15 protein-coding genes and 1 tRNA gene are annotated in these 16,613 nt (G+C 58.4%); 11 read left to right on the top strand and 5 right to left on the bottom strand.

Annotation, left to right across the window (positions count from 1 at the left end):
- Nucleotides 1–6: 6 nt before the first annotated feature.
- Nucleotides 7–1,203, bottom strand: coding sequence for a pyridoxal-phosphate-dependent aminotransferase family protein (locus BM225_RS00950; protein ID WP_072706081.1), 1,197 nt, complete (start codon nt 1,201–1,203; stop codon nt 7–9).
- A 129-nt stretch (nt 1,204–1,332) separates the two neighbouring features.
- Between BM225_RS00950 and BM225_RS00945 the strand changes: the two genes are divergently transcribed.
- The 4 genes from BM225_RS00945 to BM225_RS00930 all read left to right on the top strand — a co-directional run bounded on the left by BM225_RS00945 (nt 1,333) and on the right by BM225_RS00930 (nt 5,317).
- Complete coding sequence (locus BM225_RS00945; RefSeq protein ID WP_072706080.1) at nt 1,333–2,025, top strand: tyrosine-protein phosphatase; 693 nt, start codon at nt 1,333–1,335, stop codon at nt 2,023–2,025.
- Between the two features lie 51 nt (nt 2,026–2,076).
- Nucleotides 2,077–2,829 carry a CAF17-like 4Fe-4S cluster assembly/insertion protein YgfZ gene (gene ygfZ / locus BM225_RS00940; protein ID WP_072706079.1) on the top strand — a complete coding sequence of 251 codons (753 nt, stop codon included), beginning with the start codon at nt 2,077–2,079 and terminating at the stop codon, nt 2,827–2,829.
- A 130-nt stretch (nt 2,830–2,959) separates the two neighbouring features.
- A complete protein-coding gene (locus tag BM225_RS00935) occupies nt 2,960–4,447 on the top strand; it encodes a SulP family inorganic anion transporter (protein ID WP_072706078.1) in 1,488 nt (495 codons plus the stop codon).
- Nucleotides 4,448–4,459: 12 nt separating this feature from the next.
- Nucleotides 4,460–5,317 carry a universal stress protein gene (locus BM225_RS00930; protein WP_072706077.1) on the top strand — a complete coding sequence of 286 codons (858 nt, stop codon included), beginning with the start codon at nt 4,460–4,462 and terminating at the stop codon, nt 5,315–5,317.
- A 79-nt stretch (nt 5,318–5,396) separates the two neighbouring features.
- On the opposite strand, the gene efp is transcribed toward BM225_RS00930, so the two are convergent.
- Nucleotides 5,397–5,960, bottom strand: a complete 564-nt coding sequence (efp, locus tag BM225_RS00925) for an elongation factor P (RefSeq protein WP_072706076.1) — start codon at nt 5,958–5,960, stop codon at nt 5,397–5,399.
- Nucleotides 5,961–6,173: 213 nt separating this feature from the next.
- Here efp and BM225_RS00920 point away from each other — a divergent pair, with 213 nt between their 5' ends.
- Nucleotides 6,174–6,497, top strand: coding sequence for a DUF6280 family protein (locus tag BM225_RS00920; RefSeq protein WP_072706075.1), 324 nt, complete (start codon nt 6,174–6,176; stop codon nt 6,495–6,497).
- A gap of 141 nt (nt 6,498–6,638) precedes the next feature.
- On the opposite strand, the gene BM225_RS21535 is transcribed toward BM225_RS00920, so the two are convergent.
- The 3 genes from BM225_RS21535 to BM225_RS00905 all read right to left on the bottom strand — a co-directional run bounded on the left by BM225_RS21535 (nt 6,639) and on the right by BM225_RS00905 (nt 9,538).
- On the bottom strand, nt 6,639–7,310 hold the full coding sequence (locus tag BM225_RS21535) for a hypothetical protein (RefSeq protein ID WP_072706074.1): 672 nt from the start codon (nt 7,308–7,310) through the stop codon (nt 6,639–6,641).
- A 73-nt stretch (nt 7,311–7,383) separates the two neighbouring features.
- Nucleotides 7,384–8,823 (bottom strand): TolC family outer membrane protein, encoded by a 1,440-nt coding sequence (locus tag BM225_RS00910; RefSeq protein WP_072706073.1) that lies wholly within the window; start codon nt 8,821–8,823, stop codon nt 7,384–7,386.
- Nucleotides 8,824–8,887: 64 nt separating this feature from the next.
- Nucleotides 8,888–9,538: a protein-L-isoaspartate O-methyltransferase family protein gene (locus BM225_RS00905; protein ID WP_072706072.1), complete on the bottom strand. Its 651-nt coding sequence runs from the start codon at nt 9,536–9,538 to the stop codon at nt 8,888–8,890.
- A gap of 144 nt (nt 9,539–9,682) precedes the next feature.
- Between BM225_RS00905 and BM225_RS00900 the strand changes: the two genes are divergently transcribed.
- The 6 genes from BM225_RS00900 to BM225_RS00875 all read left to right on the top strand — a co-directional run bounded on the left by BM225_RS00900 (nt 9,683) and on the right by BM225_RS00875 (nt 16,496).
- Nucleotides 9,683–9,756, top strand: a tRNA-Cys gene (locus BM225_RS00900).
- Nucleotides 9,757–9,845: 89 nt separating this feature from the next.
- The gene (locus BM225_RS00895; RefSeq protein ID WP_143095334.1) at nt 9,846–11,036 is read left to right on the top strand and encodes an alpha/beta hydrolase; all 1,191 of its coding nucleotides are present in this window, start codon (nt 9,846–9,848) and stop codon (nt 11,034–11,036) included.
- Nucleotides 11,037–11,665: 629 nt separating this feature from the next.
- Nucleotides 11,666–13,255: an OpgD/OpgG family glucan biosynthesis protein gene (locus tag BM225_RS00890; RefSeq protein WP_072706212.1), complete on the top strand. Its 1,590-nt coding sequence runs from the start codon at nt 11,666–11,668 to the stop codon at nt 13,253–13,255.
- Entirely contained in the window at nt 13,252–13,431 is a 180-nt protein-coding gene (locus tag BM225_RS00885; protein WP_072706070.1) for a hypothetical protein, read from the top strand. The genes BM225_RS00890 and BM225_RS00885 overlap by 4 nt, the downstream gene beginning before the upstream one ends.
- A gap of 22 nt (nt 13,432–13,453) precedes the next feature.
- On the top strand, nt 13,454–15,241 hold the full coding sequence (gene mdoH / locus BM225_RS00880; protein WP_072706069.1) for a glucans biosynthesis glucosyltransferase MdoH: 1,788 nt from the start codon (nt 13,454–13,456) through the stop codon (nt 15,239–15,241).
- A complete protein-coding gene (locus BM225_RS00875) occupies nt 15,228–16,496 on the top strand; it encodes an OpgC family protein (RefSeq protein ID WP_083595644.1) in 1,269 nt (422 codons plus the stop codon). The genes mdoH and BM225_RS00875 overlap by 14 nt, the downstream gene beginning before the upstream one ends.
- Nucleotides 16,497–16,613 lie beyond the last annotated feature (117 nt).

The following is a 16,613-nucleotide window of genomic DNA, read 5'->3' as shown; positions in this document are numbered from 1 at the left end:
ACTCCGTTAGCCTTTGGCGATGACGCCTGCGGCGGCGGCCACGGCCCCGCCAGTGTGCGGAATTTGCAGGGCTTGAAGCCCCGCTTCCATCACGCCGATCACACCCATCATGCCGTGAGCGTTCAGGTGCCCCATGTGGCCGACGCGGAAGAACCCGTGCCACGCGGGATCACCCATCTCGACCATCCCGAGGCCGATCCCTAAAGTTACACCCGCGTTCGCGGAGACCCAGTCACGCAACGCAGTCGCGTTCGGGCTTTCCAACCGCAAAGAGGTCACCGCGCGACTCCGGCAGGCGGGGTCGGCGATGTTCAACTCCATCGGACCGTCTTGCCCCCAGACGTCCGCAGCCGCCCAAAGGGCGCGAGCCAGAACGTCGTGACGCTTCCAAATCGACTCGAGCCCTTCCTCGCGCATCATGTTCAGGGCTTCGCGCAACGCGAACAGGTGGTGCGTCGGCGCGGTACCCCCAAAGAATTCATAGAACATCTGCGGGAAGGCGCGCGCGTTCCAGTCCCAGTGGGGCGAGACCATCTTCATCCCCTCGCGGGCGGCCTGCGCCTTGGGCGAGAAGAATATGAAAGCCATACCGGGCGGGGTCATCAAGCCCTTCTGGCTGGCGGTGATGGCCAGATCGACGCCCCATGCGTCCATCTCGAACCGGTCACAGCCCATGGACGCGACGCAGTCAGCCCACAGCATCGCCGGATGCCCCAGATCGTCTATCAGTTTGCGTAGAGCCGGAATGTCATTCAGCACAGAGGACGAGGTATCCACGTGGGTCGCCAGAACGGCTTTGATCTTGTGATCCTTGTCCGCCTCGAGCGCGCGGCCCACGACCTCTAGGTCCATCGGCGCGCGTTTGCCGAAATCGATCAACTCGACCTCGATCCCCATGCGGGTCGCGAATTCCGCCCATCCGTGACCGAACCGGCCACAGGACGGCACCAGTACCTTTTCTCCCGGCGCGACAGTATTCGCCAGCGCGGCCTCCCAAACGCCATGACCGTTAGATATATACATGGCAACGTGGTGCTCTGTGCCAGCGACCCATTTCAAATCGGGGACCAATCCGGCGGTCAGCTCGACCAAAGCGCCTTCGTAGATATTCGGAGCGGGTTGGTGCATCGCCTGCAACACGCGGTCCGGCATGATCGAAGGACCGGGGATAGCAAGGTGGGAACGACCGTTCGCAAGACTCATGACAGGCTCCGTATAATAATGTCCCGCGACCTTAGTCTCAGAAGTCATAACGTCAATTCCCCCCAACCTCTTGCCTCGACACATGTTAGGCGATAGGGCAACGTGGCTTGGAATTCAGGACGGTAAAGAATGTTGAAAAAGATCAAAGACTGGATCTTCGACCTCGAAGTGCGGTTCCGCAATTCCTTCGGGGACGACATCTCGACGCCGTACAAGCGGTTCACGGCGCACATGCACCTGCAGTTCATCGACCATATGTTCCTGCGTTACCTGTGGACCAACGAGTTCGAAATCGCCCCCGGCGTGTGGCGTTCTAACCAACCCGACCCCTACCGCCTGAAGAAGTTCAAGAAACGCGGCATTAATACGGTGCTGAATTTGCGCGGCGTGGACACCTATGCCCACTACCTTTTTGAGAAAGAGGCGACCGACGCACTGGGGATGACCCTGATCAATCGCAAGCTCTATGCCCGCAAGGCCCCGCGCCCCGAGCGGATCATGGAAGTGCTGGAGACGTTTGACACGATCGAGCGCCCTTTTGTCATGCACTGCAAATCCGGTGCAGACCGCGCAGGCTTTGCCAGTGCGATCTACCTGCTGGATCAGGAAAACGCGCCTGTTGCCGAAGCCAAGAAGATGCTGGCGTGGAAGTACTTTCACCAGCGCTACACCAAGACCGGCATCTTGGATCACGTGCTGGACGCTTACGAAGAGCGGATCAACACCAAAGGGCACATCCCCTTCCGCGAGTGGGTGCAGACGGACTACGACTACAAAGGCTTGCAAAAGAAGTTCAACGCAACGCCAATGTTCGAGCGCTAAGGTCTTTTACTCGGGCATCTTTGCGCCTACCTCTGGCGCAAAGGAGTTCCCATGCCAGAGCACGCCCGCAAGATTTACGAGATCACCGGCCCCGACGCCCGCGATTTTCTGCAGAACATTGTGACCAATGACATGGCCCGTCTCAAGGACGGCGCGATGTACACGGCTATTCTGACCCCGCAGGGGAAATATCTGGCCGACTTCCTGCTGGTGGCCCACGGCGATGCAATCCTGCTGGACGTGGCAGAGCCTCTGGCGGCGGGCTTGGTTCAGCGACTGAACATGTACAAACTTCGCGCCGATGCGCAGATCAGCGAGAGCCCTCTCAAGGTACAGCGTGGCACTGGCGAGGCGCCAGAGGGCGCCGTCGAGGATCCCCGCCACCCTGCCCTTGGCTGGCGTCTTTATGGCGAGACCGAAGGCGACGATGGCTCGGACTGGGACGCAATCCGCGTGGCGCACTGCATCCCGGAGAGCGGGATCGAACTGACTGGCGATACCTTCATCCTCGAAGCGGGTTTCGAGCGTCTGAACGGCGTCGACTTCAAAAAGGGGTGCTATGTGGGCCAAGAGGTCACCGCCCGCATGAAGCACAAAACAGAACTGCGCAAAGGTTTGGTGACAGTGGACGTCTACGGCAGCGCCCCTGTTGGCTCCGAAATCAAAACCGAGGACGGCAAAACAGCCGGCACGCTGTTTACCCAGTCAGGCAGCCAAGCCATCGCATATCTGCGCTTTGACCGTGCAAATGGCGCCTTGAGCGCCGACTCTGCGCAGATTTCTATGCCACAGTCCGTGGGATAAAGTTCGGGGCGGTTGTTCCTTTGTCTTAAGTCTCTATAACGCGCGGCAAGTGCCTTGGCCCGTTAGCGCCAATCAACTGCCACCGTTCTGGCCCCCGCAGCGGGGCCGGACCAGAACAATCGGACACGAGATGAACTTGACCGCCTATCGCCAGCAATGGTTCGGCAATGTGCGCGCCGACCTTTTGTCGGGCCTTGTCGTTGCCCTTGCGCTGATCCCCGAAGCCATCGCCTTTTCCATTATCGCAGGTGTCGACCCCAAAGTGGGTCTCTATGCCTCTTTCTCGATCGCCGTTCTGACCGCCATCGTCGGCGGGCGCCCCGGCATGATCAGCGCCGCCACCGCCGCGACTGCGGTTCTGATGGTTACGCTGGTCCGCGATCACGGTCTTGAGTACCTGCTGGCCGCAACAATCTTGGCCGGTGTGCTGCAGGTGATAGCAGGCTTTGCCCGACTTGGTTTTGTGATGCGGTTCGTGTCGCGATCTGTGATGACGGGCTTTGTGAACGCGCTGGCGATCCTGATTTTCCTCGCGCAGTTGCCCGAGTTGGATCCGTCCAATGTGCCGTTTCTGACCTTCCCGCTGGTCGTTGCGGGCCTCGCGATCATCTACCTGTTCCCGTACGTGACCAAAGCGGTGCCGTCACCGCTGGTGAACATTTTGGTTCTGACAGCAGCCGCGATCCTCTTTGGCTGGGACGTGCGTACAGTGTCCGACATGGGCGCTCTGCCCGACACCCTGCCCGTGTTCCTGCTGCCTGATGTTCCGCTGAACCTAGAGACTTTGCAGATTGTATTCCCCTACGCTGCCGCGGTGGCCGCTGTGGGCCTGCTGGAATCGCTCATGACCCAGAACTTGGTGGACGATCTGACCGACACCACCTCGGACCGCAATCAGGAATGCATCGGCCAAGGCGTCGCGAACTTCTGCACCGGGTTTATCGGCGGCATGGCAGGGTGTGCTATGATCGGCCAGTCGATGATCAACGTCAAATCCGGTGGTCGTGGCCGTCTGTCCTGTGCCTTTGCCGGTGTGATGCTGCTGATTTTCTGCGTGGTGCTTGGCGACTGGGTCGGCCTGATCCCGATGCCCGCACTTGTGGCGATCATGATCATGGTGTCGGTTGGTACGTTCAGCTGGTCCTCGATCAAGGATCTGCGGGAACACCCTGCCTCATCCTCAATCGTGATGGTGGCAACTGTCGTCGTCGTGGTCTGGACCCACAACTTGGCGATTGGCGTGCTGACCGGTGTGCTGCTGTCGGGCATCTTCTTTGCGTGGAAGATTTCGCAACTGTTCCGCGTTCGCTCCGAGCTGTCCGCAGATGGCCGCGCCCGCACCTACCACGTCGAAGGACAGCTGTTCTTTGCCTCTGCCGAAGACTTCATGAAGGCGTTCGACTTCCGCGAAGCGCTGGAAAAAGTCACCATCGACGTCACCCATGCCCACATCTGGGACATTTCGTCGGTTGCGGTGCTGGACATGGCTGTGCTCAAGTTCCGCCGTGAGGGCGCAGAGGTCGAAATCCTTGGCCTGAATGACGCCTCGCAAACCATCGTTGACCGTCTGGCGCTGCACGACAAACCGGGCGGCATGGACAAGTTGATGTCGCACTAAGGAGCGGACCAGATGAGCAATTCTAACATCCTCGCCCTGATCGACGGCTCGGCCTACTCGGAAAGCCTGTGCCATTATGTGGGTTGGATCGCAGCCCGCAGCGCGGCCTCGGTCGAACTGACACACGTGCTTGGTCGCCGCGAGGGCGGCGCCGAGCAAGACCTGTCCGGCTCGATCCGTCTGGGGGCCCGCACCGCCCTGCTCGAAGAGCTGAGCTCGCTGGACGCGCAGCGCAACAAGCTGGCGCAAGCCACGGGCCGCGCCATCCTAGAGGACGGCAAAGCCATCGTGGAACAGCACGGTGAAATCACAGTCAGCACCCGCCTGCGTAGCGGTGACTTGATCGATACCGTGTCAGAGCGCGAAGCCAGCGCCTCAATGCTGGCGATTGGCAAACGCGGAGAGGCGGCGGATTTCGCCAAACTGCACCTTGGCTCGAACCTAGAGCGGATCGTGCGTGCGACCTCGAAGCCCGTTTTCGTTGCCAACCGCGCCTACTCAGAGCCCAAGAAGGTCCTGATCGCCTATGATGGTGGCGTCTCCTCGATGAAGGCAATCGACACAGTTGCGCGCGACCCGCTGTTTGCGGGCCTAGACGTGACCGTCGTGACTGTCGGCACCGAGAGCGATAGCCTGCGCGCCGATCTGGACAGCGCTGCGGCCACACTGGCCGCTGGCGGCCACACCGCGACCACCAAGATCGTGCAGGGCAGCCCTGACCACGTGCTTGGCGATATGACCGACCACGAAGGCTACGACCTGCTGGTCATGGGCGCCTATGGCCATTCGCGCATTCGCAGCATGATCATCGGCTCGACCACCACCGAAATGATCCGCAGCTGCAAAGTGCCAATCGTGCTGATGAAATAAGAAAGACCCGCCTGAGCACTTCAGGCGGGCCTCATTTATCTAAATGCGTTCAGAGCGGCCCCGAAACGGGCCGCTTTTCTTATGCGCGTTCGACGTATTCCATGGTTTCGGTATTCACGATGATCTCTTCGTCCTGACCGACGAAGGGAGGCACCATCACCTTGACACCATTGTCCAAGATCGCTGGCTTGAAGCTGTTCGCTGCGGTCTGGCCTTTGACAACCGGCTCGGTCTCTTCGATCTTGCACTGGACCTTCTGGGGAAGAGTCGCGTTCAGCGCTTCGCTTTCGTAGAATTCCACGACGATGGTCATGCCATCCTGAAGGAAGGGACGGCGATCACCAAGGATGTCAGCGGGCAGCTCGATCTGGTCATAGGTCTCTGCATCCATGAACACCAGCATGCCGTCGGACTCATACAAGAACTGCTGGTCTTTCTGCTCCAGACGCACACGCTCGACTTTGTCGGCGCTGCGGAAACGTTCGTTCAGCTTAGAGCCGTTGCGCAGGTTCTTCATCTCGACCTGAGCGAATGCGCCGCCCTTGCCGGGTTTGACGTGATCGACTTTGACAGCGCCCCAAAGGCCGCCATTGTGTTCCAGTACATAGCCGGGACGGATTTCGTTACCGTTGATCTTGGGCATAAGACTACCTTGCAGGACGGTTGATATTAGGATTTTGATCCCTATATCTGGGGCTCAAGACCAAAGCAAGCGTAGTAGACGCGCCATATACATGTTGAAGCTATGCACAAAATGCATAGCAGGCATTCAAAAACAGGTTGCCAGAATCGACATAATTACGTCATAAAGCGCGCCACGCCCCAAGACGCAAGATCGAAACAACAAGGACGAATCATGAAAGATTTCGTTGACGGCACGGCCTACAGTAATGAACAGGGCAACCGTGCACGCAAACTTTTTGCCGCTGTTGTGTTGGCGGCTCTAGATGATGCCATCGCCGATGATAAAAAATACGGCAATGGGCCCGAGCAAATCGCACGTTGGGCACGTTCGCGTGATGGGCGCGAAGTGTTGTCCTGCGCAGGGATCGACCCCAGCGAACGCGTTGTCTCTGGCCTGATGGAATTCGTTGCCAAGGGTGTTCGTACCTCTGTTGCGCTGTCGCGCGAAGAGAGCGAGCGTCGCAACGCTGCCGTAATGCATCTGGACGCCGCATAACTCCGGCTTTCTGATATCCCCGATAAAAAAAGGGTGCGCACCGGGCGCACCCTTTTTTATTCCGCCCTGCCCCGCCTTGGAAGATCCACGCTATAAAAAAAGAGCGCCGGAGCGCTCTCGTTTATTTAAATCAGGATCACTTCAGGCGAGGTCTTGGATCGCCAGCGCACGGTTGATTTCGCGTCGGATCAACTTGCGGACGTTGCGCGTGATACGCTCGCCCATCTCGCCCTGCAGTTCTTCGCGGACAATCTGAGCCACCATGGCACGCAGCATGTCCTCGTTCAGGCCAACGAGACTGCCGCTCGCTGTATCGTCATGATCGTCGATCGTCTCGTCCTCAAATGCATCGCCATCCATGTCAGAGGCGTCTTCCCCTTCGGCCCTGCCGGACAGCGGGTCGTTGGGATGTGTTTCGGCCCACGGCAGCGGCGTTTTGGAGAGTCCCCCAAACATGTCGCCCTCTTCGGGCTCGTACTCCTCAGCGGCTCGGCTGACCGCAGCGCTGAGTGACGAAATCTTGTGATTGATCGACAGATTGTCAGAGGGCCCACGGTTGAGCAGAAGCGGCGCCTCAGCGACATCTTCATGCTCGGCTGGGGGTATGTCCGGTCCGCTGTCGTCAGTGCCCTCAGCAGCCTCGGGCGGCGTCTCTGCGTCTGCAATCCGCAGCGCAGGTGTCAAGACCAGCCGATCTGCAGAACGCTGAGGCTTCACTTGATCGAGAACAGCATCATGCGCCTCTTCCGACACAAGCCGCCGGATCGACGTGAGGACATCCTCGATATCTACGCTGGTGGTTGGCTCTGACATGAAACCCTCACGAAACACTGGGGTAAGGGTAGCCGCTGGCACGCGATCTCACAACCGTTTGCCAGCAGAACTGTTACTTTTTGCCGATCGCGCGCAGGACGTCGTCCAGCTTCTCACCACGGGTGTTGATCATGGCAGGCGCGTTCTTGACCGTGTTATAGTAGGCTTCGGGATCATAGGTCGGCACGTTGAGCTTCAGATACTCCACGTTTAGCAGACCCATAGCGGATAGCAGCGAGTAGGCCGCGATATATTCATTGGCAGCTGCAGTAATGCTCGATGCACGCGCATCCAGCAGGTCCTGCTCTGCATCCAGAACGTCCAGAGTGGTCCGCGCGCCGAGCGAAGCCTCTTCACGGACACCGCGATACGCCACAGTGTTCGCACGGATCGATTCTTCGGCCGCGTCGCGGGCGGCGCGGGCTTGGGTCAGCGCCGAGTACGCGACACGCACGGCCTCTTCGACCGACAGTTTCGTTTGCAACAGCTCAGCGCGCGCCGAATCGCGACGCGCCATTGCCTGGCGCACAGCAGAGCTAATCGCGCCGCCGTAATAGATGGGGCCAGTGACGTTTAAGCCAACCGATGCACTATTTGTGTAGTTCCCCTCGGAGCGATCCGTGTCTTCTGCCAAGAAACGCGTATGTCCCAATTCCGCGCCAAGCGTCACCTCTGGCTTGCGTGCCGCCTGAGCGATCTTCACGCCAAGTTCTACCTGAGTGACTGCGTGCTGCGCCGCAAGAAGCGTCGGATGGCTGCGCATCGCAATGCGCAGGGCTTCTTCGACTGTGTCCACGGCGACAGGAAATGCACCAGGCGTGCTCACGGAGCCAGCACCCTCGCCCACGGCGGTGATGTAACCGGCGCGCGAGTCGGCCAAGTCGCCCTGTGCTGCCACGAGATCGCTGTTCGAGCTCGCGCGCGCCGCTTCGGACAGCGCTACATCAGTGCGAGTGATTTCGCCCACGTCAAAGCGTTCACGTGCAGCACGAAGCTGTTCGCTCAGCACACGCAAGTTATTTTGCTGCAGGGTAACGATCTGGCCCGACGCCAGAACGTTCATGTAGGCGGCCACTGCATTTAGCAGAACGGTCTGCTCTGCCGCCCGCAGTGTTTGGCGGGTCGCAAGGACGGCTTCCTTGGCCACATCAATCCCCATACGAGACGCGCCGCCGTCGTAAAGGAGCAAGCTCGCGGTCAGCCCCAGCGTTCCAAGCGTGGTCTCGTCGACGCCGGTCTCAATCCGGTTCGTGCTTGTGCCGGTCACCGTGAAATCACGGCTAGAGGTAATGCCAGCCGAATATCCAAGAATGGGACGCAGTTCAGCGACCGCGCCGGCCACATCCTCGTCCGCCGCGCGCAGCAGCGCACGGTTTTGTTCCAGCAGACCGCTATTCTTGTAGGCTTTGACCAGGGCGTCTCCCAGGGTATCTGCGCTTGCAGGTAGTGCTGCCGCAACCGAGAGCGCGAGAGCCGCTACGCCGCCCCGCAGGTACTTCTTAAAATCCGCCATTTACAAACTCCTTCGCCCCTAACGCATGGGACATCTTTAAAAATCAACACCCATGCCGCAAGGTTCAGAGCGCAAAGCTTGGCTGTTTTGCAAATCCTTTTAACACCGGAGCGCCGGCATTGAACGAATAGCGCCAATTGATCAGGCCATCCAGTTTGTAACCGATTTTAACAGTGCCCAATGCGCCCTCTTGAAAGATGCAGCCGATTCGACCGCCCTCTTTCAACTGATCCGCGATGGCGGTTGGCAACTCCTCGACGCCGCCTTCGATAACGATGACATCATAAGGACCGTGCTTGGCCGCTCCTGCCGCCAACTCACCTTCGACGACAGCGACGTTATCGACGCCGTTCTGGCTCAGGTTGGCTTCGGCTTCTTTGGCGAAATCTTCGGCTTCAACAGCGATAACAGCCTCGGCGAGATGGGCAATGACTGCAGCAGAATAGCCATATGCGCAGCCCAGATCGAGCACCAGCTCATCGGGCTGGATATCGAGCGCGTCCAGCAGTTTGCCTGTTGTGCGGGGCTCCAGAACAACACGGTCGGCCGCCAGTTCAATGTTTTCCCCCATATAAGCGGCTTCTTTACGCGCTTCGGGGACGTAGACTTCGCGGGGAACTGCCAGCATCGCTTCGATCACGTTAAACTTGGTCACGTCCGAGGGGCGGACCTGCGTATCCACCATCATTGTGCGGCGATTTGCGAAATCAGTCATGGACTAAACTCTTTCGTTCAGTGAGGTCTTTGGGGTCATGCCACATTACCACAGGCACGGCAACGGTTGTATCGTCGTTTCATCGAACATGAGGGCTTGCGCCCCCCGAATGGATCGTCTAATCAGCGCGAACCACACCACGGCGGCGAGTTGGCGGAGTGGTGACGCAGCGGATTGCAAATCCGTGTACACCGGTTCGATTCCGGTACTCGCCTCCACTTAAATCCTCATTTGACAGTGATATACGGACTTTGCGCGTCGCAGTTGCCACGCGATTGTCCCTTATTCTCCTGAGATAGTTCTCAATTTGGACACGATTGCGGGATTAATATCTGAGCATCTAAGACCGACCGGTACATGCTCTGGATCCCCAATGAAACACGCTCCGCTTCGCCTGCCCTCAGATCAGACCAAAGAAATCAATTGTTCGGACAGCGCGCAGACGATACCTTTGGCCTTAGAACACGTTGCAACGACACTGCCGCGATCAAGCGGCGACGCCTGTTCAGATGTACCTTTTTGCGAGTTTCCAAGCGGCGACGCCCCTGTTGGCAAGTCAAACTCAGAGACTTTGATGTCCGAAGCCGAGCAGAAGCAAAAAGACTGGAAAGCCAACCTTGCCGAAATTGGCGAGAAAGAGGGATTCTTTGAGCAGATCGGGGATCTGCACTCTGCCCTGTTTGTTAAGCGCGGCGAAACACTAATTGTTACGTTTGAAAACCTCGACCACGTGTTTGAACATGCCGATACACGGATGCCTTGGGGGCACCATTTTGTAGAAACCAATGGCTGGTCGATGCTCGGGATGATGGCCCAAGGCTGGACATGGTATCGCGACGAGGCCGTTTTTGATTTCTTTGATCGACTTCGGGACGAGAGGTTTTTCGATCAGTTTGAGCAGGTGATTTTCTATGGTGCTTCCATGGGCGGCTATGCAGCGGCTGCCTTTTCCTCCGCCTGCCCCGACGCGACCGTCATTTGCATTTCCCCCCAAGCCACGCTTGATCGCGACATCGCCTCTTGGGAGACGCGCTACAAAAAAGCATGGCATCGCAATTTTTCGTCGCGCTACGGCTTTGCGCCCAAGATGATTGCCGCCGCGCACAGGGTTTACGTGTTCTATGATCCGACCCAACATCTGGACGCGATGCACGCGGCTCTCTTTTCCGGTGAGAACGTACAAAAATTCCAATGCCGTTACTTCGGACACCGCATTGCCTCTCTCTGGCAGCAGATTGGTATTCTGAAACCAGTGATACTGGATTGCGTAGGCGGCACCCTGACGCGACCCAAGTTCTACAAGTATTTGCGGGCACGCCGTGACAACAATCGCTACCACAAAGAGCTGATCGCACGGCTCGAGGCAGCGCGTCGGTACTCTCTGGTGATTAAGCTCGGAAAAGCTATTCTTGCACGCCGACGCGGGCCCTTCTTTCGGCAAGCAATCAAGCGGGCAGAGACCGCCCTCGCTTCGCCGAAGAAGCGCGCCAGAGCCTAGAACTCCTGTACAGCTGCTATTACGGGGCTCAACGGGGGCCTCATCTTCCGTCGGATTTTGCACGAACTATCGACAATTTTGCATAGCATGCGTTTGTCGAACCCAGACAACACGGCCCATTCCCGCAGAAGATGACGAGCGCATCCGGTGAACTCGCCCGCTGAGATAGCGATTCTGATCGTGGAATCGCACAGGTTGGGCAGCGATCTGCCGATGCGACTCGTCCGATTTTGTCTGCCAAGTGCCTTTTCAATCACCTTCTGTCCGCGCACAAAAATTTGACTTAGTGCAACAAGGTAACACCCAACTCTATCTGCAGTGCAGCACGGATGTCAGGACCACTAACAGTAGTAGCCGGTCCAAAGGGGGCAAGAGTCTCAAAGTGGTCTAAAACGGTGCAAGAACCCCTTATAAACCATAGAGATAAAAGGATAAACCTGCGGATTCGCCGTGCGAATTGACTTAAGAAACGGACGCAAGACGCCGACTGACGCCAGTTTGTGCAAATCCGCCGATCAGCGATTTTCTGCCGTGCAGCAATAACTTTCCCTCTTGCGCAACAGTGCCTGTGATTAAAATAAGAGGATTGGTACCAATCACGTTTTTTGCTGGAGTCGCTATTGTTTAAGATGCAGCAGCTTACTACCCCACGTCTCGAATACCCCGCGTTCAACCGGCGTGCCTTTCTTGCCGGACTCGCTTGCTCTGCTGCAGCGCCCGCATTGACATCCGCAACCTATGCGAAAGCACAGGAAGCGCTTGGAGAGCCGTTCTCGTTCGACATGTTGTCCGAGCGGATGAAGAAAGCAGCCGAAGCCCCGCTCCCTGATCCGGAAACAATCGGCGGCTTTCTGGCAGACCTGAACTACGACGCGTACCAACGCATCCGCTTCTTGCCAGAACGCGCTCGGTGGCAGGATCAGGGCCAGCACTTCCGTATGCACGCGTTTCATCTGGGCTGGCTGTTCAAACAGCCTGTGCACATCAACGAGGTGGTGAACGGCGAGTCGCGGCCGATGACCTTCTCGACCAAGGACTTCTACTACCCCGAAAGCCTTGGTGTGCCCGAAAATGCCGAAATGCCCGGCGTTGCTGGTTTCCGCATCCACGCGCCCATGAACCGCGCCGATATTTTTGACGAACTGATCGTGTTCCTTGGCGCGAGCTACTTCCGCGCTCTGGGCCGCGACAACGTCTACGGGCTAAGCGCCCGCGGTCTGGCGGTGAATACAGGTCTGTCGGGGTCCGAAGAATTCCCCCGCTTTTCCGAATTCTGGCTAGAACGCCCCACGCCCTACTCTGACACTGTGACCATCTGCGCGGCGCTCACCAGCCGCTCGGTCACGGGGGCCTATCGCTTTGTCGTTAATCCTGGCGACTCGACCATCGTCGACGTCACCGCCCGCCTCTTTATGCGCAACGATGTGGAACAATTGGGCATTGCACCGCTGACCTCGATGTTCCTGTTTGCTGGCAACGACAAAGGCGACTTTGATGATTTCCGCGCCGCCGTGCATGACAGCGAGGCGTTGGTCCTGAACACCCAAAGCGGCGAGACATTCTATCGTCCGCTCAAAAACCCGATGCGTCTGGCGAGCTCTTATCTTGGTGCAGAAAACCCCAAGTCCTTTGGATTGGTCCAACGCAGCCGTGATTTCGACAGCTATCTTGACGCGCAGGCGCATTACGAAAAGCGCCCCTCGCTGATGATCGAACCCAAGGGCGACTGGGGCAAAGGCTCTGTCCGTTTGGTGGAAATCCCGTCTGATATGGAAACGAACGACAACATCGTCGCTTTCTGGATCCCCGAAGCTCCGGCAGAGGCCGGACAGTCCATCGAACTCAGCTACCGCATGCACTGGGGCTTCGCGCCCGAGGGCGATGGATCGGCCACCCGCGCCCGTGTAATCCGGACGCGCGTCGGCGAAGGTGGGGTCGCGGGTATCGAAGAAAAGGCCGATACGCGGAAATTCGTCGTCGATTTCCAAGGCGGCACGCTGTCGGAACTTCCTGGCGATGCAGACGTTGAACCCACAGTAACAGTGAACCGAGGCGAAGTTGCCGAAGCCATTCTGAGCAAGATCAGCGGAACGGACATTTGGCGGCTCGTGATCGAAGTCAAAGCGACCTCGGATTCTGTTGTTGAACTCAAGGCAGCCGTCGAAGGCTACGAGCAGACTCTGACCGAAACATGGCTTTATCAGTGGATGAAGGAATGACCATTCAGATCCGCACTACCCACGCCCGCGCTCCCGAGCTCGAGGCTATGGATAATTTCGCAGCACCGCCCTCGGCGCCTCTGGACATGCCCCAGCAGGTCATTGAACGCCGAGACGATGCTCGCCTGACCTTTTCCAGCTTGATCCGCCTTCTGGTTCCCCGCCAGTGGGCCTGATCTCTAGATTCCGAATTTAAAAATGAGACGCCTGCCGCCGCTAGACCGTCGCACTCTATTTTACCGCATCGCGACACTGGCTTTTGCCGCAGTCTCTGCGACGGCAGCCACCGTTCTGATGGTCGATGCGACCATTCAGGACGGGGTTGATATCTGGGACATCCTGCGGGGCGTCCTGATCCTGATCACAACAGCTTGGCTTGCGTGGGGCGCGGCGCAAGCCTGCTTGGGTCTTGCCGCACGACATCGACCCGTCCCAGCGCCCGATCTGACAGAGCCGGTGCCTCCTACAGTCGTTCTGGTCCCGATCTGTAACGAAGATCCCGTTTCCACATTTGCCCGCATCGCGGCGATGGACCGATCGCTCGAAGCAGCGGGCTTGCCCGCTGACATCGCGATCCTGTCGGACACCCGTGACCCGCTCAACGCTCGTGCCGAAGAACAGGTTTACCGCCGCCTGATCGAAGAAACGCAGGGCCGTGGTCGCATCTTCTATCGACGCCGCACGGACAACCGTGGCCGCAAAGCAGGAAATATCGAAGATTTCATTCGCAAATCCGGTGGCGCCTATGAGTTGGCCGTCATTCTAGACGCGGACAGTCTGATGGAAGGCGCCACGATCCGCCGTATGGTAGCTCGGATGCAGGCAGACACGGACATTGGCCTGCTGCAAACCCTGCCGAAAATCGTGAACGCCAACTCCTTTTTCGGGCGCGCCATGCAGTTCGCCGCCAGCTTCCACAGCCCGATTTTCAGCCGCGGGCTTGCCCGGATGCAGGGATCGACAGGTCCCTTCTGGGGGCACAATGCGATCATCCGTGTGCGCGCGTTTGCCGAAAGCTGCGCTTTGCCCGAGTTGAACGGCCCACCGCCCTTTGGTGGCCACATCCTGAGCCACGACTACGTCGAAGCCGCTCTCTTAGCGCGCAACGGGTGGAAGGTTCTGGTCGATGAAACGATGGGTGGCTCTTACGAAGAGGGCCCCGAAAACATTTTATCCTATGCCCGCCGTGACCGCCGCTGGTGTCAGGGCAACCTGCAGCACACACGCCTGCTATTTGCACCCGGTCTGGCAGCGTGGAGCCGCTTTGTTTTCGTACAGGGTATCTTTGCCTACATCGTTTCGCTGATTTGGGCTTGTTTTCTGGTAGCCTCGGTTCTGGCGACGATCATGGCGCCCCTGCCTGATTACTTCCCAGAGCCTTACCAGCTGTTTCCTGTGTTCCCCGATGATCGGACCAAAGAGATTACCGCTCTGTTCCTCGGGATCGTCGGTTTGCTGATCGTGCCCAAGTTCCTGATCCTGACCTCGGTCGCCCGCGAGGGTCGGATCGACGGCTTTGGCGGCACCCTACGCGCGGCTCTATCCGTAGCGACAGAGATTATCCTGTCCTCGTTCCTCGCACCGATCATGCTGATGTACCAAAGCCGTGCCGTTATTCAGGTACTGCTGGGCAAGGATGGCGGTTGGCCGTCGAACCAACGCGGCGAAGGCAAACTAACCCTGTGGCAAGGCATCGGCGCGGGCATGTGGATCACGGGCACCGGCGCCATTGCGTTGACAGTGGTGCACTACATCGCACCGGATTTAACTCTGTGGCTACTGCCGGTTTGTGTCCCCATGCTGCTGGCGCCCATTCTGATCGCGATCACCTCGCGGCCCCTGACCCATTTCCTGTTTATCACCCCCGAAGAGCGCAGTGTTGCGCCTGTGGTGGACCTTTATCATCGTATTCACGCCCGCTGGCAGTCAGAGAACGTTCCGAACGCGTCTGCCAGCGAAGGACTTTCCAAACATGTCACAGCCTGAAGCCAAGCTGGTGCCGTTTCCCAAGGCATCAGCCAGCCACACCGCCGGCCCCTCAAAACCTCGCGATCCCCGTCTTGATGTTTTTCGCGGCCTCGCCTTGGTCATGATTTTTATCAACCATGTGCCGGGCAATCCCTACGAAGATTACACCAACCGGAACTTCGGCTTTTCCGACGCGGCCGAGGCGTTCTTTATGCTGTCCGGTATGGCGGCTGGTCTGGCCTATTCCGGCCGCTTCATGCAGGCGCAGCGCGGAACCGGCAGCTTGTGGGCTGCGATCCAGCCGATGTGGTCGCGCGCGTGGACGCTGTATATGACGCAAATCTTGCTGACCGCGTGGGCTATCGCGATTTTCAGCGCGGGCGCACTATGGCTCGGCGTCCCCGAGATGATCACGAAGATCAACCTGACCCGCGTTTTTGGCAACACGGCAGAGGCGCTGGTGGGCATCCCGACCCTTGGGCACCAACTCGGATATGTGAACATCCTGCCCGCCTATTCGGTGCTCCTGATAACCGCCCCCATCGCGATCCTCGTAGGTCTGCGCAGCCCTGCGCTGATGATGGCGCTGTCTGTGGCCTTCTGGTTTCTGACTGGACTTTATCGCTGGAACATCCCTGCGTTCCCCAATCCGGGCGGATGGTTCTTTAACCCGCTTGCGTGGCAGGTGCTGTTCGTTGCTGGCCTGATGACTGGCCTGAGTAAACGGCAGGGCAAACAATTCATCCCTTATAAACCCCTGCTCTTTTGGGGGGCGATCTGCTTCTTGCTGTTCGTTCTGGCATGGATGAAGATCCCGCCCTTGGGCAAAGGCATGAACCAGTTCATGCTCATGGCAGGCCGTGCGGGGGCACCGTTTCACCTTGTGGCGCACGACAAAACCTTTGTTGGGCTGCCTCGGATGTTGCACGTTATGGCGCTCACCTATGTGCTGGCCCATGCTGGGATCGTGCTGCGCCTGTGTGCCCAGAACTGGACAAAGCCTTTGGCCCTGATGGGACGCCAAGGTTTGCTTGTGTTTTCAACTGGGACGCTGATGTCTTTGACGGGCCAAGTGATCCTGAATGCGACGGACCACACCGAATGGCTGACGTGGACACTGCCCTTGGTAGGCGTGGCACTTATGATCTTGATCGCGTGGGTCGCCGAAGCGATATCGCTCAAGCCGAAAAAGCCCCAAGGCCTGATCGCGCCCGCGCCAGAACCGGCCTTCGACACGCTCGGTACCGCGGCGCAAACAACCCCTCGGGCCTAGTCCGATTGCGCCGACCTGCCCGAAAGGAGAGGTCATAGGCGAAACCTCCCCGAATTACTCAGTGGTTTAGCCCAGAGGGCACCTCCTTTATTGTGGTGTTCTCTGGCAGTTCTGATG

The organism is Donghicola eburneus (genome assembly GCF_900115865.1).
Lineage (GTDB): Bacteria > Pseudomonadota > Alphaproteobacteria > Rhodobacterales > Rhodobacteraceae > Donghicola > Donghicola eburneus.
This window is presented reverse-complemented; position numbering and strand designations above follow the sequence as displayed.